The organism is Streptomyces halobius (assembly GCF_023277745.1).
GTDB classification, from domain to species: domain Bacteria; phylum Actinomycetota; class Actinomycetes; order Streptomycetales; family Streptomycetaceae; genus Streptomyces; species Streptomyces halobius.
This window is the reverse complement of record NZ_CP086322.1, coordinates 9124636-9145886: the sequence shown is the minus strand read 5'-3', so window position 1 is coordinate 9145886 and position 21251 is coordinate 9124636. Positions and strand designations below refer to the sequence as shown.

Sequence of the window (21251 nt, the reverse complement as noted above, 5' to 3'; positions counted from 1 at the left end):
TGGGGCGACGATGACGGCTCAAGTCGGCGTATTCGGTGCGGGATCGTGGGGGACGGCCGCGGCGATGATCCTGGCCGACGCCGGGTGCAGAGTGACTCTGTGGGCCCGGCGCCCCGAGCTGGCCAAGGCGATCAATGAAAGCAGCACCAACCCGGACTACTTCCCCGGCCTTGCCCTGCCGCCGGGCATCACCGCGACGGCTGACCCTGCGGAGGCCGCCAAGGACACGGAGGTGGCTTTCCTGGCCGTGACGGCGCAGACCCTGCGTGCCAACCTTGCCGACTGGGCGCCCCTGCTACCCCCGGAGAGTGTTCTCGTCTCCCTGATGAAGGGCGTCGAGCTGGGCACGGCCAAGCTGATGAGCGAGGTGATCGCGGACGTGGCGGACGCCGGGCCGGAACGGATCGCGGTCGTCTCCGGCCCGAACCTGGCGGGCGAGATTGTCCGTCGTCAGCCGGCGGCGAGTGTAGTGGCCTGCAAGAACCTGGCCGTCGCCGAACGCCTTCAAGCGGCCTGCCGCACACCGTACTTCCGCCCGTACACCAACACCGACGTCATCGGCTGCGAACTCGGCGGCGCGGTCAAGAACGTCATTGCCCTGGCTGTGGGCATCGCCGACGGCCAGGGACTCGGCGACAACACCAAAGCCGCGCTCATCACCCGGGGCCTTGCCGAGACCACCCGCCTCGGCCAAGCCATGGGAGCCGAGGCACTGACCCTGGCCGGGCTTGCCGGCATGGGCGACCTCGTCGCCACCTGCTCGTCGCCGCTGTCCCGCAACCACACCTTCGGCGTCAACCTCGGCCGCGGCCTGACGGTGCCCGAAACGGCTGCGCTCACGAAACAGACAGCCGAAGGCGTCACGTCCTGTGAGTCTGTCCTCGATCTCGCACGGCGCCACTGCGTCGACATGCCAATCACCCAGACCGTTGTCGACATCGTCCACGGTAGGAAGGCACCCCAAGAGGCCGTCAAGGAACTCATGTCGCGCACGGCGAAACCCGAGCTTCGCTGAGCCGGGAGTCAGCCCCTTCGAGCTCGCTTCCGCCCCTACCGCCACGCTCTGGCCGACGTCGACCACATCGACGACCGTACGTGTCTACTACGGCGACCAGCTCCAGGAAGCCGACCTCGTTCAAGGTCTTCTCCCCAGCGCTAGCGAAACGGCCTTTATCGCACCGCAAAGGGCAGCGACCCACCATTTCCGTTTCGCCCTTCCGAAGGGGACGAAGCCCGGGACAGTGACAGTAGAGGTCACTGACCTGGGTACGGCACTGGCAACCTTCGAAGGGAAGATCGCAGACCGGGCGTCATAGACGCTTGCAGGGGCTTCACCGCCATCGCAGCGTCGGGTGCGACGGGAGTCGGAGATCAATTCGCAACGCTATGTGGCATATGCGATACCTCTCTGCGAAACCAGACTGCACAGTTTGCTAAGCGGGCGGTAGTGTGCCAGGTCCAGCCACTCCGATGGCGTAATACCGCCCCTGCGGTGAGGGATCGAGAACAACGACGCAAAGCTACAGCGTCTCCAAAAAGTCCTGGAGATCGCACCCTTGGGGAGGGAGCACTGATGGCGACAACGCGAATCAGGGGCCGCTACCGCGGTCAGCTCAAGAACAGCATGCGTGCGCTGTTTATCGCCGGATGTGCGGCACTGACAGTCACCGCGTGCAGCAACGAGCCCAGCAGTACGGACGCCAAGCCCACGCCCACCAAGTCGGCGAGTGAAAAACCCTCTCCGACGGCGAGCGCCGATCCGCAGGCCGCCGCGAAGAAGGAAGTGCTCGCCACCTACAGCAAGTTCTGGGCAGCGCAGACCAAGGCGTACAGCCAGGCAAGCATCTCCGGCACCGATCTCAAGAAGTACGCCACCGCCGACGCGCTCTCCCGCGCCGAAGGGGACGTCGCGAGCCTCAAGAAGTCCGGTGTCGTGGTCAAGGGCAAACCCCAGATCCACCCCAAGGTCACCGCGCTCGCTGTGGACAAGAAGGTCCCAGCCGCGACGATCACCGACTGCGTCGACATCTCACAGTGGAAGCAGATCGACGCGAAAACCGGCAAGGAAGAGCCCCTCGGAAAGGCCAACCTGCGCCGGGACGTAGCCGTTGTCTCAGCCGAAAAGTGGGGGGACCAGTGGATGATCCTCAAGATCGATCCGCAGGCGCGCAAGTGTTGAAGCGCTCTGTGCCCATCGTGGCCGTCGTCAGCCTCCTGGGTGCCAGCCCGGCAGCGGCCGATGACGGCACCGTCATCGGCGGTGGGAAGTCCTGCAAGGGCAAAGCTTCCCTGATCACGGTCTGCGCTACCGACACCAAGACGCAGGACTCTGGCCCAGCACATGCCGCGCCTAAAGACAAAGCAGGCCACAAAGCGGAACCAGCTGAACAGGCAGGCCACACAACATGGCGCTTCATCAGCTCCTGGCGCCGCTGCTGGGTCTTGTGGCCGGCTCCGCCCTGCGCCCGGTCGTCGTCGCCCTCGCCGTTCCCGCCGGGCACCCGCCGTCCGTCACCTGCCCCGCCTGCTCCCCACTGCCACCCCCGGCCGGGGGCCTGCAGGCCCTGCGGTTGCTGCCGCCGGACGGCCGGTGCCCAGCCTGCCGTACGCCTCTGGGCGCCGCGTGGCTTCCGGAGGTGACAACCGCGGCAGCATTCGCCGCAGTCGCCGTCGGCGGGGCGGCCGGCTGGTACGCCGCCGCCCAGTACTGGCTGGCGCTCCTCGGCTCCGCCCTGCTCCTGATCGACAGCGCCGTCCAACGCCTACCGAATGCCCTGACCCTGCCAGCCGCCATCGGCACCCTCACGCTGCTCACCGTCGCCGCAGCACACCACGAGCACGGCAGTCTCGTGCGCGCTCTGGCCGCCGCGGCCGCAGCTGGCGTGCTGTTCACCCTGCTTGCCCTGGGCGGCATGGGCATGGGTGACACAAAGCTAGCTGTTTCGCTCAGCGCCCTCCTGGGATGGCACAGCTGGCAGGCGGCGTTCCTGGGGCTCGTGGTGAGTTTCCTGCTCGCGGCCGCCGTGGCGGCCTACTTGCTCGTTGCCCGATGCGGCACCCGCAAAAGCACGCTGGCCTTCGGCCCGTTCCTCATCATCGGCACGCTGGCCGCCGCCCTCATCACCAGCACCTGACGCGCAACCGGCCGAGCACAAGGGGATGGTGCAGAAGGTCGTCCAGGGTGATGGCTGGACGGCGGCCGATCGGCCATCGGTCATGGCCTATGGCCGTTCAGGGACCGCGCAGGCGGTTCAGCCAGCCCCGGACTCGGGACCGCTGGGCAGGGAGGGTCGGCGGCCTTGCTGGACAAGGCCCCGGCGCTGTGGCCGCTGCCCGCCGGCCGGTCGCAGATCGGCATCGAGCTGGTCACCGGCAGCGCCAACGCCAGGCTCCGCATGGCCATCCGCCCCCGCTTCGAGACCTACTAAGTGGTCGGCGCTCGAAGTCCTTCGGGGGTTGATCATGCGGTGAGACGGGCGGAGGATTCTTCCTGCCGATCGAGTGTGTGTCGGTCGAGCCTGGTCAGCAGATCGTCCAGGTCGGAGGTGGTAAACCTCCACTGGAATGGTTGTGCCGTGGCGTTGTAGCGGTCTTCGAATGCTCGGAGCCGGTCCCGGACCTCGCTGAGGTCCGTGAAGTCGTTGGGCGAGACGACCTTGCGCTGGACGATGGAGAAGAAGATCTCGACCTGGTTCGTCCAGGAGGCGTGCACGGGGGTGTGGACCATAACAGTGTTCGGAAACGCCCTGGTCAGGCGATCTATGGCCTTCTTCCCTCGGTGGGAGGAGCCGTTGTCGACGATCCAGAAGACGCATCTGGCACTGGCGTAGGGCTCGGTGGTCATGACCTGGGTGACCAGGTTCATAAAGGGCCTGATGCCCGTTCTGGGTTCGCAGCGACCAAAGACACGGGCGCGATGGACGTCGTAGGCGGCCAGGTAGGCCACCGCGCCGCCGCGGTCGTACTCGTGGTTAACGCGCATCGCCCGGGCCTGCCCGGGTGCCAGTGTCGGGTGGCAGCGGCAACGCGCCTGGATGGAAGTCTTCTCATCCGCAGAGATCACGTACTCGTCCTCGCCCAGCGGGACGTCATCGAAGGTGCGGGCGTACAGATCCAGCACGCGTGCGGCCTTGGGCCGGAAGGCGGGGTCGCGCACGGAGATCCAGGACTGGAACTGCCAGGGCCTGAGCGCGTCTTGTTTGAGCCAGCGCCGCACGGTGGAACTGGAGATCGACCCGGCGATGGACTGGGCGACCACCTCCCGTGCCAGCTCCGGACACGACCAGCGCGACAGCGGCGCGCCGGTCCTGGCGGGCAACTGACAGGCCAGCGCCTTGACCTCGGCAACCTGCAGCGCGGTGAACGAGACCGGCCGGCCCGACCGCTTGCGGTCAGCCAGGGCAGGCAGTCCTCCAGCGGCGAAGCGGCCCCGCCAGGTGCGCACCGTGTCCACGTGCAGCCGCGTCTGCACGGCTATTCGGGCGTTGGGACGCCCTCGGGCCGCCAACAGCACGATGGTTGCCCGCTGCCGGGCCTGATGCGGGGTCTTGTGGCCGTAAGCCATCTTCTTCAGCCGGTGGCGCTCGGAGGCGGTCAGCATGACGGGCGCGGCGGAGGCGAGGGGCATGGGAGGAAAGCGACCGATCCTTCGAGGCAACGGGGAACGGGCCGGCACCAGGGCGCACCCGTCTCTATATCCTGCGAAGTCATGGCAAAGCCCCCGAGTTGCCGAGGAAAACCGTTGGGCTGCCCGACTTGCTTCAGGCATGATCGACTCGTGGACACCTACCTGGAGACCGAGCGCCTGGCCCTGCGCCGCTTCACTGCCGATGACGCGGACCTGCTGATCGAGCTGGACAGCGACCCGGCGGTGATGCGCTACCTGACCGGCGGCAATCCGACCGCGCCGGAGGTCGTCCGCGAGCGCTACCTGCCGAACATCCTCGACGGCTACGAGAAGTGGGGCGGCGACCTCGGACTATTCGCCGCGCACGAGAAGGACGGCGGCGCGTTCATCGGCTGGTTCATCCTGCGTCCCGCGCCGGAGGGCCCGCTGGACGAAGTCGAACTCGGCTACCGGCTGCGGCAGGCGGCTTGGGGCAAGGGTTATGCCACCGAGGGCTCGCGGGCCTTGCTGGGCAAGGCGTTCACGGAGCTCGGTGTGCGCATGGTCTGGGCTGAGACGATGTCCGTGAACCACGGTTCGCGCAACATCATGGAAAAGCTCGAAATGACGCTCGCGGACACCATCCCCACTCCCTCCGACATGGAGATGATCGAGGGCTCCGAGCACGGAGGCGTACGGTACGAGATCACCAAAGAGCAGTGGAAGCAGCAGTAGCCACGGTGTGAACGGCCGTTCTGCATCCACGCCCCACCGGAACCGGTAGGTGGACGGCAGGAGCCGTACCAGGTTGAACCCGAGGCCCGCCACGGACTGTTGGTTACCGTCAACGACACCCCTTACTGCGCGATCAGCGACTGGACCGGCAGCAGTAGCGGCGGCGCTGACACGGCGGTCCTACCCTGGCAGCAGCCTCGCTCTGCAACCAAGACACCCGGACCGGTCTCACCACAAGTCCTGCTCTGTGGTCAACCCCCGAAGGAGTTCGAGCGTTGACCACTAAGCGGCTACGCAATGGTCGCATGGTGGCGTGCGTCACTGCGGCCCGCTGAAAAGTCGATCCCTCTCGGAAGGGCTGTGCGGATCAGAGTCATTTGTGGCCGCGGGCGGTGCGGCAAGCCTGCGGTATCCGATGAACGCGAGCACGAGAACAGCTGCGCCGACCACACCCGCAAGAGCGGTCAAAATTCGAGCCCACCATGTGGCGTCGTTATTCGGACCAAGGGCCCAGAGCACAGCTACGGGGCTGCAAACGAGCAGCAGGAAGCCCCTGGGGTTCCACCACTTCCATTCCCTCGTGCCATCAAGGTTGATCGGGAAGATCCAGGGCGCCAGGAACTCTGTCCACACAAGATGCGACAGCCAGCGGCGGCGCTTCGGCATGACAACTCACATTTCATCAGACACATCGATCAGCACAACCGTAACCGAGCAGAACAAATCGCCATGTTCCACCCATGGGTGGTTAGGGGGTTCTATTGGGGTACCGAATCGAGGTCCGTGGCCGCCCCGACGACAACGGCCTGATTCATCGGATCGGCGAGCTGGACACCTGGATCAAGCTGGACCTGGTCCTGCGCTACAACCCCTGGGCACGTGGCAGCTCCTCGTGAAGGACCGGACCCGTCAGGCGAAGCTTCTGGAGAAGGGAGGCGGCATCGCCGTCTGGATGGACGGCCGCGACAGCTTCCCGTCCGGTCAGGCAGGATATCGGGCATCTTGCTCTTGTCGACAGTACCGTCAGCCTTGACCCACGGCGGGCGCGGGGGCGGCTCAGCAGCTGCTGGACGCCGCGGCGGACCTTGTGGCAGTCGCCGCCGGGCGCCACCAGGATGTGCGTGGAAAGCGCCAATTGTCCGGACGGTGTCCTCAGCCGTAGAGTTCGATGATGACGATGCCGCTCGCGCCCTCGGTTCCAGGGGTACTGGAGTCGTCCCGGGCGTAGCCTTCGGCCGCGCCGCCGCCGTAGCCTCGGGGGGCGCCACCGCCGCCGTTGGACGCCCGCTGGAAGCCTCCGTGCCCAAGGTGGGATTCACCGCCCTCGCCCGCCAGGCCGTCAGTCCCGCTAAGGCGGATGCATCCGCCTCCGCCGCCGCCGCCGCTCGCCCAGTCGCCGCTTCCGGCGAGCGGGGCAGGGATACCGGAGCAGCACTGCAGAGACGTCCCGGACGTCATGACCGCGGTCCCACCCGCGCCGCCGTTCGCGACGACGAACCCGCCGAAGGAGCTGTTCCCGCCGGCGCCGCCGTCGGACGACGTCCCGCCGGCCTCACCGCCCGCGCCAACGACGACGGACTCCACCGCACCGAGCGTGGCCGCGTCGATCACGGCCTCGCTATAGCCACCGCCCGCTCCGCCCGGCCGCGTCACCAGCTGACCGGCAGCGGCTGACGCACCGGCCGCACCACCCCCGGCCGCCTGCACGCGCACCTTGATGCGCGCCAGCCAGGGGTAGTCGTCTTTGACGAACTGGTGGTTCCCGGGCTCTTTGACGTACACGACGTCGCGCAGCCCTTGAACGCCCGGCTTGAGGCAGAGTTCCCCGTCGTCGTGACCTCGAAGTAATCGCCGCATGCGCAGACAGACGCCATACCAGGCCCCTTTGTGGGATGTCAGTTCAGCGCCCGGCCCACAACCAGCGGCCCCACCAATCTACTGCCGCGGTGCGGCAGTCAGGTGGACGGCGATGCCCGGCCCGGCCGGGGCCCGGCGCGGCACGAGCGTCCACACCCGCACCGTCACCGCCTGCGGGGTCGCGTCCTCAAGTACCGCCAGGAGCAGCCCGTCCCCCTCGACGAGCGCGGTGACGACGGGCGGTGCGTCCAGCGGGGCCGGGAGCGTCCACGTGGCGCGGCTGTCCTCGCCGGTGACGACCACGCTCCTGACGGGAACAGCTGCACGGATGCCGTGGCGCGTCGACGCGGCCGACCGGTCATGTGCGGTGGGTGACCGACCTCAGGTGCGACCGGCCCTGCTGTCGCTCGCGAGCCTCCTTGACCTCCTTGGCCGCGGCGACCACGCGCTGGCCCGTTCGCGGGGCTACTTGCAGCCGACGAGCAACCTCTGCACCAGACAGGCGCTTGCCGGTGGCCTCCGCCTCGATCAGCCACTGCACCACCTGCTCGATCCTCTGCTCCTCGGGGTCGAGCTCTTGCTGCTGTGGTTGCGGCTTGCGCGCTGTGGCCTCACCGGTGTTCTGAGAGGCGGTCTCCCACAGTTCAGGCTGGCCGACGGCGTCGGGCACGCGCGCGGGCGGGATCGTCGACGGTCGGGCTGAAGCCGCAACGTCCGTCTGGCCGGTCGCGCCCTGTCCGGTGGCCGAGGAAACCGGATGATGCGCACCCTGCCCGCCGGTGGCCGATGCTGTGGCCACCGGTTCCGGAAGCGGGGCCGTAGCGGTCGGCGCGGGGCTGGCCGACTCGTGCTCGGCAACGCTGCTGTACGGCTGGCCGGTACCAGCCCCCTGCCACTGCTCAGGCTTGGGATCGACCACGTCCATGGCATCACCCGCCAGGGCGGGGCGTTGCCGGCGCAGCTCTTGCAGGGCGGGACGGAGCATGGCTTCCGGGAGCGGGCCCCCTGTCTCCGGGTCGGTGATGCCGACGTCGACGAGATACAGGGCGAATTGCCGAGAGTTGGGGGAAGCGCCGTACTGCGCGAGGTAGGCGCGGAAGGCGTCGGCGAGATCAGCGGCCCGCTCGGGCACCTCCCGCGCGCTGACGCCTGCGGCCACTGTGCTGGTCTCCTCGCCCCGGCGACCGGACAGTTCAGTGGTGTCTTCCGATGCGCCGGGCGAGTACTGGGGGCCATCGGCCGACACCAGCTCGGCGGAAGCCGGGGCCGCCAGGGCCTCGATCGGAGCCTCGTTGCCCGCCGCAGCGAGGCCAGCCGGCGCAGTCTCCACCAGCGGTACGCCGTACCGGGCGAGCCGCAGCGGCATCAAGGACTCCACAGGAGCCTTACGACGCCAACCCCGCCCGAATCGCGAACGCAGCCGTGCCTGGTACACCAGCCGTTCCTGCTCCAGTTTGATCACCGCGTCGTACGACCGCAGCTCCCACAGCTTCATCCGCCGCCACAACAGGAACGTCGGGACGGGCGACAGCAGCCAGCGCGTGATGCGCACACCCTCCATGTGCTTGTCCGCCGTGATGTCGGCGATCCGGCCGATCGCGTGCCGGGCGGCCTCGACTGCGACGACGAACAGCACGGGGATCACTGCGTGCATCCCGACGCCCAGCGCGTCGGGCCAGGCGGAGGCGCCGTTGAAGGCGACCGTGGCAGTCGTCAGCAGCCACGCGGTCTGGCGCAGCAGCGGAAACGGGATACGAATCCAAGTCAGCAGCAGATCCAACGCCAGCAGCACCACGATCCCGGCGTCGATACCGATAGGGAAGACGACCGAGAACGCGCCGAAGCCTTTCCTCTCCGCGAGCTCGCGCACGGCTGCGTAGGAGCCGGCGAAGCCGATGCCAGCGATCGCTACTGCTCCAGCGACGACTACCGAGATCAGGATCCGGTGAGCCCGGCCTATCTCTGATGGCCTCCCCGTTCCTTCGGCCACGCCGCTCGCCTTCTTTCACAGTGCTTTCAGAGCGGCCTTCACATTCTCACAGCTGCTGGCGACTGGCCTCGGTCCGGCGGGATCGCGTCGGAGTTGTTCGACCTGTGCCACTACCGGGCCCCGGGGCGGAGCGGTTGCGAGGGTCTGGGTTGGCTTCGCCTGCTATCGAGCCGAGAGTCTGGCGAAATCGCCCGCCGGGGGGGGGACGGGGTCTGGACTGTTGCGACGCTGAGCGGCGCATGGCATGGCTCGCCGGTCGGATGAAAACGGCTGTACGCCCTTCTGAGCGGCTTTCACATCGCCGCTGGGCGATGACTCCGACGCGCTGCTGTTTGCGCGCCAGAGGAGTTTTCGCAGGTCAGACGGTATGCGCGAAGCGACAATTAGGGGCAAACTGACGGAGTTTTGGCAGTACGGCGACGCCGTACGAGAAACCCTGCGGGACCTGGACCAGCTCACGTACAGGCCCCGCACATCATGCTTCGCGTCAGTTCAATCCTTCTTGCAGGGCTTCTCAGGAAGGCAGTAGTTGAGGGAGCCGCGATGTAAGACGACTCGTTCGCCAGCCCAGATATCTCCACCAACTGAGCCATTACCTGGCGGTCCTCAGGACGAGGAGCCCACTGACGCTGCTCCGATCCCGTCCCCTTCGGAGGACCCGCGACACCTTGCGGCGCGAACAGAGACGTCTGCACCTTGGGCCCCTGAACCGCGTACTTCAGCATCTCCTCCATGACCGCCACGGACTTGTCAGCCATCAGCATGACGACCTCGGTCACTGTGAGGTTCTTGTCCTTGCGGAAACGTTCCAAGCGCTTGGCGACACCCACCGACACACGGAACCCGACCGGCTTACGGAAGGGCTCACGCCCGTCCGCGGTGACCGTTTGCTGAGTCTCAGTCACCACAGGACTGACAGCGGGAGTGCTGGCCGCGGCGGCCGGCGCAGGGGCAGGCGCGGGCACAGTAGGAGCAGGTGCTGCCACTCCCCCGCCCTGCCAGGCGCCGAAGACCCCTCCCTCACTGCTTGCATCCGATGCTCCGCCTGAGAACGCGTCCTCCAGGGACTCCTCGTTCCCGTCCGAAGGATTGGTTGCGGCGTCCTTGCTCTTCGCCATCAGGTAGCGCTCCTCAGCATCTGGGCTCGTTCGAAGATCTCAATGGTCAGGGCGTCGTGATCCTGGGCCAGCGCAGAGGCTGCCTCCGGGATCGTGCGGTCTCCCTGCAGCCGGCGCTCATGCAGCTCGTGGACAGGGCAGAAGTAGCCAGGCCGACGGGCAAGCTCGGCGGTCTTTTCCGACTGGCCGATCACATTCTGGAACGTGTGCGAGACCTTGCCGAGGATCTTCTTGGCTCGCTCGTCGACTTCCTTGTGGATGCCCCTTGCGTTGCGCGGGGAGGAGAAGTGTACGACGCCCAGCAGAGTCAGCATGGGGTTGATCTGCGCCTTCACCATGCTGAAGCTCCGGGCGATGTCCTTGAGGCCGTCCTCGAGTGAGGCGCCGTCACTCTTCACCGGCGTGACGAGCCATCGAGCCGCAGCCAGGCACATGATGAGGAGGTTCGGGTTCTCCGGCGGGCTGTCGATGAAGACCGCGGCGCCGCCGAGGTCGGAGAACACGTTGGCGCGGACGTGGGCGTGCAGCCGGTTGCCGGCCTGGGTGAAGGTGACGGCGTAGGCGAGCCCCGCGAGGGGGTAGACGTGCGTGACCGCCTGGCGGCCGCAGGCGCCGGCTCCCTGGATCCCATCGAGCACGCCGGGGCGCAGTGCGGCGAAGTAGTGGGCGAGGGCGTCGCGGGTGGGCACGGTCAAGGGAAGCCGTACCTCGTCCACCCGGCCGGGGTCGACGGCGGGGCGTTTCCAGATTCCGGAGACGCCCAGGGTGCAGGCCCGGATGATCTCATCGTAGATGCGCGTCAGCTTGCGGTGCACGTACACGAGGTCTTCGTACAGGCCGGGCGCGGTGAACTCCTCCCAGCCCCCGGGAAGCGTGAATACGGCGGAGGTGGTCGCGGCCGGGCTGGACAGTGCGGGCACCGGGATGAGGACCCGCAAGGCGTCGGGGTCGATGCAGTCGGCGGCCAGCAGCGCCCCGAGTACGGAGGCCTCCTCAGCGATGCGGCGCCGGCGCATCGGGCTCAGGCTCCCCGCGGGCTGGGCGTGTTCCGCGACCCAGGCCCGTTCGCCGGCGGTGCGCCCGATCAGGTGGGCGTGGAAGCGCTTCTCGCCCTGGATGGACTCGCGGTCGCGGGTGGCGGGGTCGTAGCTCCACGAGACGGCCGGGGACAGGTCGCGCTCGGCACAGTGTGCGGCGAAGCAGGACGCGATGACTCCGAGGGCCCCCGCGAAGGCGGGGGAATGATCGTGCAGGCCGGGCCGGTGGCTGCGTCCGGCAGAGATCATCATCAGCTCATGGACACCGTGGGGACTGGTCTTGTCGGTCAGCGCGTAGCCCTCATCCGGGGCGAACCCGATGTGAGCGAGAACCCCAGCACGTTCGTAGAGGTGCTGGACAGTCCGCAGCCTCCGAACCGCGGTGCTCTGCTTCGGGAAGCCCTTGACCGGCAGCGAGTCGACGGCCGGTAAGCGGGAGCGAAGCTCTTCGAGATCAGGCGGTAGAAGCGCCACGGGGCACCTCCCGGTAGTAGTCCAGGAGGAAGCGGCAGGCGCGCCCCAACTCCTGGACGTGGACCGTGGCGGACATCAAGCCATTCCCCATACCGCGGTCGACCAGATGACGCACGCTGTCCAGGGCGGCCTGGCGCTCGTACCACGCCGCGCTACCCCGGTCCATGCCGTTGGTGCGTTCCTGCACGACCGGCAGGAGCAGCTGGATGTGTCGGCGAAGCAGCTGCTCCAGGTCGGTCAGCTCCTCGTACGGAGGAAGGACCCGCCGCTCGGCCAGTGCGTGGTCGATCGTCAGGGCGATGCGGTCCACGTCGATGTTGTCGGCCATCTCGGCTGCCCTGGGCTGTTCCGTGGTTGTCACGGTCGTAACCTCCCCGCGGACCGTCTAACACTCGGTATCCGCTTCTCGACGGCGGGTAGTGCGATGACCAAACCGCGCGTCATGCTGGGGAGGCCAACGTTGACCCGGCTATCGCATACGGGCATGCGCAGCGCGCATACCGGTGCACCAGAAGCGCCTGGGGCCATGTACGACCGAGTCAGGGGGGATCACATCGATGAACTGGTCCGCGCAGGCGATCCGGGATGCTTCACGGGCCGGTGACTACGGTCGGGTGGTGAACCTCGCCCGTACCGCGGCCGGCGTCTCGCAGAAGCAGCTGGGCGAAGCGTGCGGGATCAGCCAGTCCGCGGTCTCCCGGATGGAAAGCCACGGGACCGCCACCTACAACATGACACTCCTGGCGAGAGCCGCCACGCACTTACACATCCCCCCGCGGCTGGTCGGACTCGCCGATCACACAGCGGCACACGCCACGCACGTGGACGGAACAGAAGTGGAACGGCGCAACTTCCTCGCAGGCGCGGCCGCAGTCGCCACCGCACCGGCGCTCGCGGCACTCCCCGCGCATCACGGGCACTCGGGCGACGGCCAGGCCGCCACGCTGCGCCTGGCCACGTCCGCCTTCCGCCGCATGGACGGCTCGACCCCTTCCCGGCACCTGACCGAGCCCGTGCTCGCGCACCTCCGCCTGACCCAGACCATCGCCAGCGAGACCGAACACGAGGACCAGCGCGCCAGGTTGGCCGCCGTCGGCAGCGAAGCGGCGAGCCTGGCCGGGTGGCTGGCCTGGGACATGGGCGACTACGGCTCCGCCCGGACTTGGTACGGCAACGCCATCAAGACCGCCCGCCGCGCCGCTGACCCGCTTCTGGCGGCCTACCAGCTGGGCAGCCTGGCCCAGTTCGAGGCACACGCCGGGAATGCTGCACAAGGGCTTGACCTTGTGCGGGCGGCGCGCAGGCAGCTCGGCGACGGTCGCCCCGCCATTGCCGAGGCATGGCTGTGCACGGTCGAAGCGCTCGCCCACGCGGCGGCCGGTGACTCCGGCGCCGCAGACACGGCGCTCGCCGGCGCAGAACGCAGCGCAGAGCGGATCGCGATCGAGGAGCCGCCGCCGTGGCCCTGGGTGTTCACCTTCAGCGAGAGCAAGGTGGCCGCGTGCCGCCTGTCCTGCGGTGCCCGACTCGGCCTGCCGAACTGGGTATTCGGGGCACAGGATGCCGCAGGGGCTGTGCTGTCTTCGAGACACGACAAACAGCGGGCGCTCCTAATACTCGACGTGGCGTCCGGTCACATGGCCGCTGGGCGGCTCGACGGCGCGTTCGCCTTGGCGACGCGCGCAGTCGAGACTGGCCTGCGTTACCGATCCGGCAGGATCGTGGAGCGGGCTCGTGCACTGCGCCGCGCGTACACATCGGCAACGCCGCCGAAGGTCGTGCGGGACCTCGACGAGCGGCTGCACGGCGTCTATCTGTGAGCAACAAGTGGAAGGAACAGACGATGCGACTGGGGATCACGGGGCATCGTGGACTGCCTGAACAGTCCGAGAAGCTCGTTCGCGCGGCCCTGCAGCGGGAGGTGCAGCGGCATCGCCCGGATGATCTCGTGGGGGTCTCCTGCATCGCGGACGGGCCGGATTCGTGGTTCGCGCAGGCGGTCCTGGATCACGGCGGCCGCATCGAGGTCGTCATCCCCGCCAGCTCGTACCGGGAGGGTCTCCCGGCATGGCACCACGCCACGTATGACGAGCTGCTGCAGCGCGCCGCCGAGGTGCACCGGACCGGGCTCGACGAGTCGACCTCGGAGGCTCACATGGCTGGCAGCGAGATTCTCGTCGGCTTGGTGGACGAGCTGGTCGCGGTGTGGGATGGGCAGCCCGCCCGTGGCTACGGCGGGACGGCCGATGTCGTCGCCTATGCCGAACGTAACGGCGTCACTGCCCGCGTGCTCTGGCCGGAAGGTGCCACCCGCGACTAGCGGTGGTTTGTTAGACCGGGCAGTAGAGGTCAAGTGGTCTGCCTGTGCCGACGGCGTTGATCAGGGACTGGAGTGCGGTGGGAGGGGGTTTCGTTGACCATGCCCGCCAGTAGCGTTGCAGCGTGGCCCAGGGCGTCAGCCAGCCACGGACGGCCCGGATGGCGTGGGGCCAGCAGGCCGGCTGGGGCTGGTGGGGCGGTGGGGTGCCCCCTCTCTGGCCGGCCAGGAGCCGGCTCCGCCTCATGGGCGACGGGTGGGGGTGGGGTGAACCAGGTGTCCCAGCAGAAGCTGAACGCGCAGGTGACGAGGGTCTGGTGGCGGCGGATGGCGACATCGGAGCGGACCTGGAAGTCAGCCCATCCGAGCTCGTCCTTGACCTGCTTGTAGCTCTGCTCGACCCAGTGCCGCAGTCCGTAGATCCGCACGACTTCGGTGAGATCGGCGGCCGGGTGACAGCTGCCCCTCTCGCGTGTCGATCCCGGCCGGGGCAGGTTGGTGGCCAGGTACCAGGTGGACTGCGCGGGCAGCGTGGCCGGGTCGGTGGTGGCGATCACCAGCCGGGTGGTGCCGTGCGGACCCCACCAGCCCAGCTGCGCGTCGGCGGCCCACCACGTAGTGGTGTGCCCGTCGCGGAAGGTGCGGGTCACCGCCGTCCAGTCGCCGGGGCGGTCCGGTCCGTGCCAGGCCAGGTCGCGGGCGGCGTCGACGGGCGTGTACGCCTCGTCGCCGTAGGCCCAGGCTCCCCGCCGGGGTTTGAGCGCCATCACGAACGGCAGCCCTGCGGCCGACAGTTCCCCGCGGAAGGCGTCCTGGTCGCCGTAGGCACAGTCGGCGGCCACCGCCCGCAAAGACACCCCCGACTCCTTCGCCTTCCGGGCCAGGTCGGCTCCGATCTGGAGTTTCGTGCGGGAAGTCGGGGTCGTTCTTCCCCTTCGGGAAGTGGTGGGCGGGGGTATAGGGCACAGCGTGCAGGGGGTAGTAGACGCGCTCGTCCGCCCAGCAAGTGGTCACGGTGACGACGCCACGGTCGATCTTCCCGACCGAGCCCAGGTACTGCTTGCCGACGTGCGCGGTCGCACTCCCGTCCTTGCGGTCACCGGAATCATCGATCACCAGCACCCCGCCCGAGTGCGTGGCCGTGGCTGGATCGGCCAGCAGCAGCTCCACACGGCGGGCGTTGACCTTCTCGTGGTCCCAGGTCGACTCGGACAGGAAGAACTGCAGCCGCTGGACCGCCCGGTGCTGGGCACCGGCCACCGGCTCCGTACCGGCCAGGCAGGTCAGCGTCTTGTTCCGGTCCCTCGGCAGCAGCAGTCCAGCGAGGTACTCGCGGAACCCCCGGCGCTGTGCCAACGTGGAAAACAGGTCATCGAAGCGGGCGGCATAGGCTTCCAACGGCCCCGGCGCGGGCGGACACGGCACACGCTTGGTCATCACAACCCCCGGGACAGCGAGCGGAGTTCCCACCAACTGGCCTACTACCGACCCGAACCGCCGTCAACAAACCACCGCTAGTGCTGGATTCCTCTTTCGCTGGGTATATGTCCTGGTGGCGGGGTGGTTGCGAATGCTCGGGGGCGGGTGCTGGATGATGGTGTTACGGGCACGGCCAAGCCGTGACGAGTACTAGCAGGCAATCGTCCGTCGACTGGCCCGGGCCCGCAAGGCGCCCCGGGATCTGGTGATGCGGACCCGGATGATCGAGCTGAGCTGAGCTGGGCTGGGCAACGGGTGCCGACGATCGCGGACGAGCTCAGTTGCAGCCAGAAGACAGTGCGGCGCTGGCTGCACCGCTTCAACCGCACGGGTCTGGCGGGCTGGAAGATCTGGGCGGCCAGGGCCGCAGGCGACGGATCACCGAGGCCGAACGGTCGCGGATCATCGCCCTGGTCAAGCAGGTGCCGCCCGGGAGGCTGGAGGTGCAGCCTGGCGGGGACCTGTGGGCGGCCGAGGAGTCGGGGCCGTCGGAGTGGACGCTGGATGCGCTGGCCGCCGCGGCGAGGCGGCTGGGGATCGAGGTCGGCCGCTCCCAGGTACGCAGGATCCTGCTGGCCGAGGGAGTGCGCTGGCGCCGCACCCGCTCCTGGACCCGCTCGAAGGACCCGGACTTCGCGGGAAAAGGACGCGGATCATCGGCCTCTACAGCGACCCGCCCGACGGCGCGACGGTCGTATGCGCCGACGAACTGGGGCCGGTGATCCCGCGCGCCTTCCCGCCCGCACCAGGCTGGTCGCCGGATGGGCACCGGATCAAGAATGAGATCGACTACAGCCGCGGGCCGGAGAAGACCTGGGTCTACGGCGGTCTGCGTGTGACGGACGGACACGAGATCACCATGACCGCCCCCTCCCGCAACAGCGCCTTCTACCAGGAGTTCCTGCAACAGGTAGAGGACGCCAACCCCACCGGACAGATCTGGATCGTCACCGACAACCGTTCCTCCCACAACAGCCTGTCCACCCGGACCTGGCTGGAGGATCACCCCCGCATCCGACACGCCTTCATCCCCGTCGGCGCCTGCTGGCTCAACCTGCAAGAAGGCTGGTGGCGGATCTTCCGCAAGACCGCCCTGGCCGGGCGGTCCTTCGCCAATCCCGACGACATCACCCAGGCCACGGCCGTGGCCACCCGACAGCTCAACGCCCGTGCCAGACCATGGATCTGGGGTCGGACACCCCCCGCGCCGGGCCGTCCCTCTGCGGCCCAGTCATCCGCAACGGCTGTTCCGCCCAGATGGTCTTGCCGTCGCGGACGTACCGGGTGCCCCAGCGCTGGGCGAGTTGGGCGACCAGGAAAAGGCCACGGCCGCCCTCGTCCATGGTGCGGGCCCGGCGCATGTGCGGGGCGGTGCTGCTGCTGTCGGAGACTTCGCAGATGAGGTCGCGGTGACGGATGAGTCGCAGGGTTATCGGTCCCTCGGCATAGCGGTAGGCGTTGGTGACGAGTTCGCTGACGATGAGTTCGGTGGTGACGGCCATCTCGTCCAGCTGCCATGCGGTGAGCTGACGCGTGGTCAGGTTACGTGCCTCGGCGGCGATGGTCGGCTCCGCGGACAGCTCCCAGGTGGCCACCTTCTCCGCCGCCAGGGCGCGAGTGCGGGCGATGAGCAAGGCGACATCGTCGGCCGGACGTTCGGGGAGCATCGCTTCCTCGACCGCCGTGCAGGTCTCCTCCAGCGTGCGGGCGGGCGCGGTCAGCGCCGCACGCAGCCGCGCCAACCCGTCGTCGAGGTCCTGCCGACGGCTTTCGACGAGGCCGTCGGTGTAGAGGGCCAGGAGGCTGCCCTCCGCCAGTTCCAGCTCCGCGCTCTCGAACGGCAGGCCGCCCAGGCCGAGCGGCGGGCCCGCGGGGACGTCGGGGATGCTCACCTGTCCGTCCGGGGTGACCACCACGGGCGGCATATGGCTCGCACGGGCCATGGTGCAGCGGCGGGAAACCGGGTCGTAGACCGCGTAGAGGCAGGTCGCACCGATCAGCTGCGGGGAGGGCGTACCGGTCGCCTCCTGCTCGACGGCCAGGCGGTCCACGAGGGCGTCGAGGTGGGCGAGTATCTCGTCCGGCGCGAGGTCGAGGTTGGCCAGCGTGTGGACGGCGGTGCGCAGCCGCCCCATGGTGACGGCGGCGTGGGTGCCGTGGCCGACCACGTCTCCGACGACGAGGGCGACGCGGAGACCGGAGAGCGGAATGACGTCGAACCAGTCGCCGCCGACGCCCGCGGCCGGGTCGGCCGGCCGGTAGCGGTGGGCGACCTCGGCCGCCGGGTGTCCGGGGACCTCCGCGGGGAGCAGGCTGTGCTGGAGGGTGAGCGCCGCCTGATGCTGCTGGGTGTAGCGGCGGGCGTTGTCGATGCACAGCGCGGCGCGGGAGGCGAATTCCTCCGCGAGGGTGAGGTCGTCATCCTCGAACGACTCCAGCCGTCGCGACCGCCACAGGCCGATCGTGCCCAGCACCAGCCCGCGCGCGGCCAGCGGCACCACCATCAGGGAGTGGAGCCCCTCGCTGAGCACGCGCTCGGCCCGCTCGCGGTCCTCGGCCAGCCAGGGAAGTTGGCTGGCCCGGTACGTTTCGAAGACCGGTCGGCGCTCGGCCAGGCACCGGAGGTGCGGAGCCTGAGGCGGGAAGGGAATCATCTCGCCCACCGGATACATCACCTCCGACGCCTCCGGTGAGATGCCGCGCATCGCCATTCTGCGCATCTCTCCGTGCGTCCCCGGAACCGGCTCCTCGCCACGGTTCACCGGATCCAGCAGGTCCACGGACACATAGTCGGCCAGGTCGGGCACGGCCACCTCGGCCAGTTCACGGGCGGTGGTCGCCACGTCCAGCGTGGTCCCGATGCGGGCGCTGGCCTCGTTGAGCAGCGCCAGGCGACGACGGGCCTGCACGCGGTCGGTCACATCCTCGACCGTCTGCGCCACGCCAAGGACCCGGCCGGCCGAATCCTGCATCCGGAACGTCGACGACGACGCGACCAGCTCCTGGCCGGGGGCCGAGAGAATACGGACAGGCTGCTCGGCGAAGATCAAGGACTTCCCCGACTCCAGCACCTGCCGCAGCCGGGCCTCCACCGTCTCCGCGTCGGCCTCGAAGAGGAAGTCGCGGACGCGCAGGCCACGGTGGAGCTCGGTCGGGACCCCGCTGAACTTCGCCATCGCCCGGTTCACCCGCAGAATCCTCAGGTCCGGAGCGTGAACGGCCAGCCCGATCGGGGAGCGGCGGAACAGCCCGTCCAGGAGCGACCGATCGGTTTCCCACTGGATCACCTCCTGCGCCGGCGCAGCGACGACGTACCACTCGTAGCCGGCATCGGGCCGCAGGACAACCCGGGCACGGCACCCCATCTCCACCCGATGACCCGCCCGGTGCCGCACCGGCACGATGCCGAACCACCCCTGGTCACGCAGGCAGGCCGACACCGCCGCCAGGACGACACCACGGTCCTCGAAGTCCATCAGGACGTCGTCCGCCGCCCGGCCGAGCACCTCCTCGGGCGCATAGCCGAGCATCTCCTCGGCCCGCTCGCTCCACCCGACGACACGCCCCCGAGGATCGAGGACCACCGAGGCTGCGCGACGCACGGCGAAGGGATCCTCCGGCCCCTCGCTGAACGTCGACAGCGATGCGTCCATCACCACCACCTTGTGCCTGCCGAGCGGGCGACACCACACGGCCGCCCGGGGTGACTCCCCGCCGTGGTCCGATGGCAGTACCCGCGATGCTCACCCCAGTATCGGCCCCGGGGCCCGACCTCGCTTTCCGTCGCCTCCGCGGAGCAGGGCGTGACCGGGCCGCCAATCGGGTGATGACAGGGCGGGGACCGGCCGGGCAAAGTGTCACGGGGCGGCACCTCGCCCGCCGGCCGGGGCCGGCACCGCATCATTCGAGTGGCGTCGCACACACCTCCCGCCCGGCATGGGTACGTCCGCGGTGTTCGGCCCCAGGCCGCCCAGACGTACGAGGAGCACGAATCGGCGTATTACGCACTCCGACACACGATCATGAACGGACGCCTGTTGCGCTCGGGCGACCCCATCGGCATCGAGCAGGAGGTGTGGTCGCTCCTCACGCTCTACCAAGCACTGCGGACCGTCATGGTCGACGCCGCCGAGTCCGTCCCCGGCACCGACCCCGACCGCTGCGGCTTCACCATCGCCTTCCAGACCGCCCGTGACCAGGTCATCCAGGCCGCCGACGTCGTCACCACGACCGTCGAACCGGTCGGTCTCATCGGACGCCAGATCCTGTCCGGCCTGCTCCCGCCCCGGCGGCAGCGGGTGAGCACCCGCAAGGTCAAAACACCGATCTCCCGCTACAGCGGGCGACGCGACGACGGCCGACCCGATGCCAGCCGCACCGTCACCGACCTCGACGTCACCATCCTCGAACCCTCCGATCCGCTGCCCGCACTGCCGACCGCCTCCCGGGATGATCGGCACACCGCCCCCGGCAAGCGCCGCCGACACCGCATCCTGACACTGCTCCAGGAAGACCCCACCCGCCTCTGGCAACCCCGCGACATCGCGGCTCACTTCGGCGACGTCACCCTGGAAACCATGTACAGACAACTGAACCGCTGGGCCGCCAGCGGACTCATCCACAAGCTCGGCCCCGGCCTCTACGCCGCCACAACATGGTCACCAACTCCCCTTGCGTGACCTACAGAAACGCTAAGGCCCTGCTGCTGGACGACGGCGGTGACCTGTCCGCAGCGCTCGACGCTGCCCTGTGCTCCCGTGGCTGGCGGACCAGCCGTCTACGCATCCCCGGCGCCGCACCGGGCGACCGGGACGGACAGCCCCGCACGTGGGCGCTGGAGGACTGGGAGGAGGCCACGCTCTCCGGGGATTCCGGGTCCGGTGCCAGCTGGATGCGGGACCGCTCCGGATGCCCGTCCCGGCATCTGGCCGCAGACCGTGGGCAGATGGCGGAGGCGTTTCCTGGAACGTCGGATGGCAGGGCTGGTGGACGAGCCCCGACCGGGCGCTCCGCGGAAGATCACTGACGAGCAGGTCGAGGAGGTGGTCGTCGCTACATTGGAACAGACCCCGAAAGATGCCACCCACTGGTCAAGGGCATCGATGGCCACCGAGAGTGGACTGTCGAAGTCCACCGTCGGCCGGATCTGGAAGGCCTTCGGCCTCAAGCCGCACCAGGTGGACACCTTCAAGCTCAGCAACGACCCGCAGTTCATCGACAAAGTCCGCGACGTGGTGGGGCTGTACCTGGACCCGCCGGAGAGCGCCCTGGTCCTGTGCGTCGACGAGAAGAGCCACATCCAGGCACTGGACCGGTCTGCACCGGTGTTGCCGATGATGCCGGACATGCCCGAACGCCGCACCCACGACTACCTCCGCAACGGCGTCACCACGCTGTTCGCCGCCCTGGATATGGCCACCGGCGAGGTCATCGGCGCCCTCCACCGCCGCCATCGGGCAACAGAGTTCAAGAAGTTCCTCACCAAGCTCGACAAGGAAGTCCCCGCCGGCCTGGACGTCCACCTCGTCTGTGACAACTGTGAGGATCATGGTGTGCCGCAGGGGGCCGGAGCCTGACCCGTGCGACAACTGGCCGCAGTGCCTTGGTGTAGAACTGTCGGCTCTGGCCCCCTGCGGTG

General features: G+C 68.6%; 20 protein-coding genes and 3 pseudogenes. 13 read left to right on the top strand and 10 right to left on the bottom strand.

The window, feature by feature from the left end; translation table 11 throughout:
* The first annotated feature begins 10 nt into the window (after positions 1 to 10).
* The 4 genes from K9S39_RS41320 (at position 11) to K9S39_RS42255 (ending at position 3428) form a co-directional block, all read left to right on the top strand.
* Positions 11 to 1015, top strand: a complete 1005-nt coding sequence (locus K9S39_RS41320) for an NAD(P)H-dependent glycerol-3-phosphate dehydrogenase (RefSeq protein ID WP_248868430.1) — start codon at positions 11 to 13, stop codon at positions 1013 to 1015.
* Between the two features lie 558 nt (positions 1016 to 1573).
* A complete protein-coding gene (locus tag K9S39_RS41315; protein WP_248868429.1) occupies positions 1574 to 2179 on the top strand; it encodes a hypothetical protein in 606 nt (201 codons plus the stop codon).
* Between the two features lie 226 nt (positions 2180 to 2405).
* The gene (locus K9S39_RS41310; protein WP_248868428.1) at positions 2406 to 3134 is read left to right on the top strand and encodes a prepilin peptidase; all 729 of its coding nucleotides are present in this window, start codon (positions 2406 to 2408) and stop codon (positions 3132 to 3134) included.
* 165 nt (positions 3135 to 3299) lie between these two features.
* The gene (locus K9S39_RS42255; RefSeq protein WP_283113375.1) at positions 3300 to 3428 is read left to right on the top strand and encodes a hypothetical protein; all 129 of its coding nucleotides are present in this window, start codon (positions 3300 to 3302) and stop codon (positions 3426 to 3428) included.
* Positions 3429 to 3460: 32 nt separating this feature from the next.
* Here K9S39_RS42255 and K9S39_RS41305 read toward each other — a convergent pair whose 3' ends face one another.
* A complete protein-coding gene (locus tag K9S39_RS41305) occupies positions 3461 to 4627 on the bottom strand; it encodes an IS630 family transposase (protein WP_248868427.1) in 1167 nt (388 codons plus the stop codon).
* A 150-nt stretch (positions 4628 to 4777) separates the two neighbouring features.
* On the opposite strand from K9S39_RS41305, the gene K9S39_RS41300 reads away from it, so the two are divergent.
* Positions 4778 to 5341, top strand: coding sequence for a GNAT family N-acetyltransferase (locus tag K9S39_RS41300; protein ID WP_248868426.1), 564 nt, complete (start codon positions 4778 to 4780; stop codon positions 5339 to 5341).
* A 318-nt stretch (positions 5342 to 5659) separates the two neighbouring features.
* On the opposite strand, the gene K9S39_RS41295 is transcribed toward K9S39_RS41300, so the two are convergent.
* A complete protein-coding gene (locus tag K9S39_RS41295; protein ID WP_248868425.1) occupies positions 5660 to 6007 on the bottom strand; it encodes a phage holin family protein in 348 nt (115 codons plus the stop codon).
* Positions 6008 to 6102: 95 nt separating this feature from the next.
* Between K9S39_RS41295 and K9S39_RS42250 the strand changes: the two genes are divergently transcribed.
* Positions 6103 to 6237, top strand: coding sequence for a hypothetical protein (locus tag K9S39_RS42250; protein ID WP_283113372.1), 135 nt, complete (start codon positions 6103 to 6105; stop codon positions 6235 to 6237).
* Between the two features lie 256 nt (positions 6238 to 6493).
* Here the strand turns inward: K9S39_RS42250 and K9S39_RS41290 are convergent, their stop codons facing one another.
* The 6 genes from K9S39_RS41290 to K9S39_RS41265 all read right to left on the bottom strand — a co-directional run bounded on the left by K9S39_RS41290 (position 6494) and on the right by K9S39_RS41265 (position 12178).
* Positions 6494 to 7198 carry a hypothetical protein gene (locus K9S39_RS41290; RefSeq protein ID WP_248868424.1) on the bottom strand — a complete coding sequence of 235 codons (705 nt, stop codon included), beginning with the start codon at positions 7196 to 7198 and terminating at the stop codon, positions 6494 to 6496.
* Positions 7199 to 7276: 78 nt separating this feature from the next.
* A complete protein-coding gene (locus tag K9S39_RS41285) occupies positions 7277 to 7501 on the bottom strand; it encodes a hypothetical protein (protein WP_248868423.1) in 225 nt (74 codons plus the stop codon).
* A gap of 55 nt (positions 7502 to 7556) precedes the next feature.
* The gene (locus K9S39_RS41280; protein WP_248868422.1) at positions 7557 to 9188 is read right to left on the bottom strand and encodes a DUF2637 domain-containing protein; all 1632 of its coding nucleotides are present in this window, start codon (positions 9186 to 9188) and stop codon (positions 7557 to 7559) included.
* 455 nt (positions 9189 to 9643) lie between these two features.
* Positions 9644 to 10306: a hypothetical protein gene (locus tag K9S39_RS41275; RefSeq protein ID WP_248868420.1), complete on the bottom strand. Its 663-nt coding sequence runs from the start codon at positions 10304 to 10306 to the stop codon at positions 9644 to 9646.
* The gene (locus K9S39_RS41270) at positions 10306 to 11817 is read right to left on the bottom strand and encodes a ParA family protein (protein ID WP_248868418.1); all 1512 of its coding nucleotides are present in this window, start codon (positions 11815 to 11817) and stop codon (positions 10306 to 10308) included. Before K9S39_RS41270 ends, K9S39_RS41275 begins: the two co-directional genes overlap by 1 nt.
* A complete protein-coding gene (locus tag K9S39_RS41265; RefSeq protein ID WP_248868416.1) occupies positions 11798 to 12178 on the bottom strand; it encodes a DUF6415 family natural product biosynthesis protein in 381 nt (126 codons plus the stop codon). Before K9S39_RS41265 ends, K9S39_RS41270 begins: the two co-directional genes overlap by 20 nt.
* A gap of 196 nt (positions 12179 to 12374) precedes the next feature.
* Here K9S39_RS41265 and K9S39_RS41260 point away from each other — a divergent pair, with 196 nt between their 5' ends.
* Together K9S39_RS41260 and K9S39_RS41255 are read left to right on the top strand one after the other, a co-directional pair.
* On the top strand, positions 12375 to 13637 hold the full coding sequence (locus K9S39_RS41260) for a helix-turn-helix domain-containing protein (protein ID WP_248868414.1): 1263 nt from the start codon (positions 12375 to 12377) through the stop codon (positions 13635 to 13637).
* Between the two features lie 23 nt (positions 13638 to 13660).
* Positions 13661 to 14137 (top strand): hypothetical protein, encoded by a 477-nt coding sequence (locus K9S39_RS41255; RefSeq protein ID WP_248868412.1) that lies wholly within the window; start codon positions 13661 to 13663, stop codon positions 14135 to 14137.
* A 29-nt stretch (positions 14138 to 14166) separates the two neighbouring features.
* Here K9S39_RS41255 and K9S39_RS43440 read toward each other — a convergent pair.
* Positions 14167 to 15571, bottom strand: a pseudogene (locus tag K9S39_RS43440) (IS701 family transposase).
* A 323-nt stretch (positions 15572 to 15894) separates the two neighbouring features.
* Here K9S39_RS43440 and K9S39_RS41240 point away from each other — a divergent pair.
* Both K9S39_RS41240 and K9S39_RS41235 read left to right on the top strand, forming a co-directional pair.
* Positions 15895 to 16335, top strand: coding sequence for a helix-turn-helix domain-containing protein (locus K9S39_RS41240; protein WP_406708110.1), 441 nt, complete (start codon positions 15895 to 15897; stop codon positions 16333 to 16335).
* Positions 16332 to 16679, top strand: a pseudogene (locus K9S39_RS41235) (transposase); the annotation flags it as partial. The gene K9S39_RS41240 and the pseudogene K9S39_RS41235, both read left to right, overlap by 4 nt.
* A 94-nt stretch (positions 16680 to 16773) precedes the next feature.
* On the opposite strand, the gene K9S39_RS41230 reads toward K9S39_RS41235, so the two are convergent.
* Entirely contained in the window at positions 16774 to 19266 is a 2493-nt protein-coding gene (locus tag K9S39_RS41230) for a SpoIIE family protein phosphatase (protein ID WP_248868411.1), read from the bottom strand.
* Between the two features lie 369 nt (positions 19267 to 19635).
* On the opposite strand from K9S39_RS41230, the gene K9S39_RS41225 reads away from it, so the two are divergent.
* From K9S39_RS41225 to K9S39_RS41215, 3 genes and pseudogenes are all read left to right on the top strand, one after another.
* On the top strand, positions 19636 to 20292 hold the full coding sequence (locus K9S39_RS41225; RefSeq protein WP_248868409.1) for a hypothetical protein: 657 nt from the start codon (positions 19636 to 19638) through the stop codon (positions 20290 to 20292).
* Positions 20289 to 20639, top strand: a complete 351-nt coding sequence (locus K9S39_RS41220; RefSeq protein WP_248869256.1) for a hypothetical protein — start codon at positions 20289 to 20291, stop codon at positions 20637 to 20639. The genes K9S39_RS41225 and K9S39_RS41220 overlap by 4 nt, the downstream gene beginning before the upstream one ends.
* Positions 20548 to 21171: pseudogene (locus tag K9S39_RS41215) on the top strand (IS630 family transposase); the annotation flags it as partial. The gene K9S39_RS41220 and the pseudogene K9S39_RS41215, both read left to right, overlap by 92 nt.
* Positions 21172 to 21251: the final 80 nt, after the last annotated feature.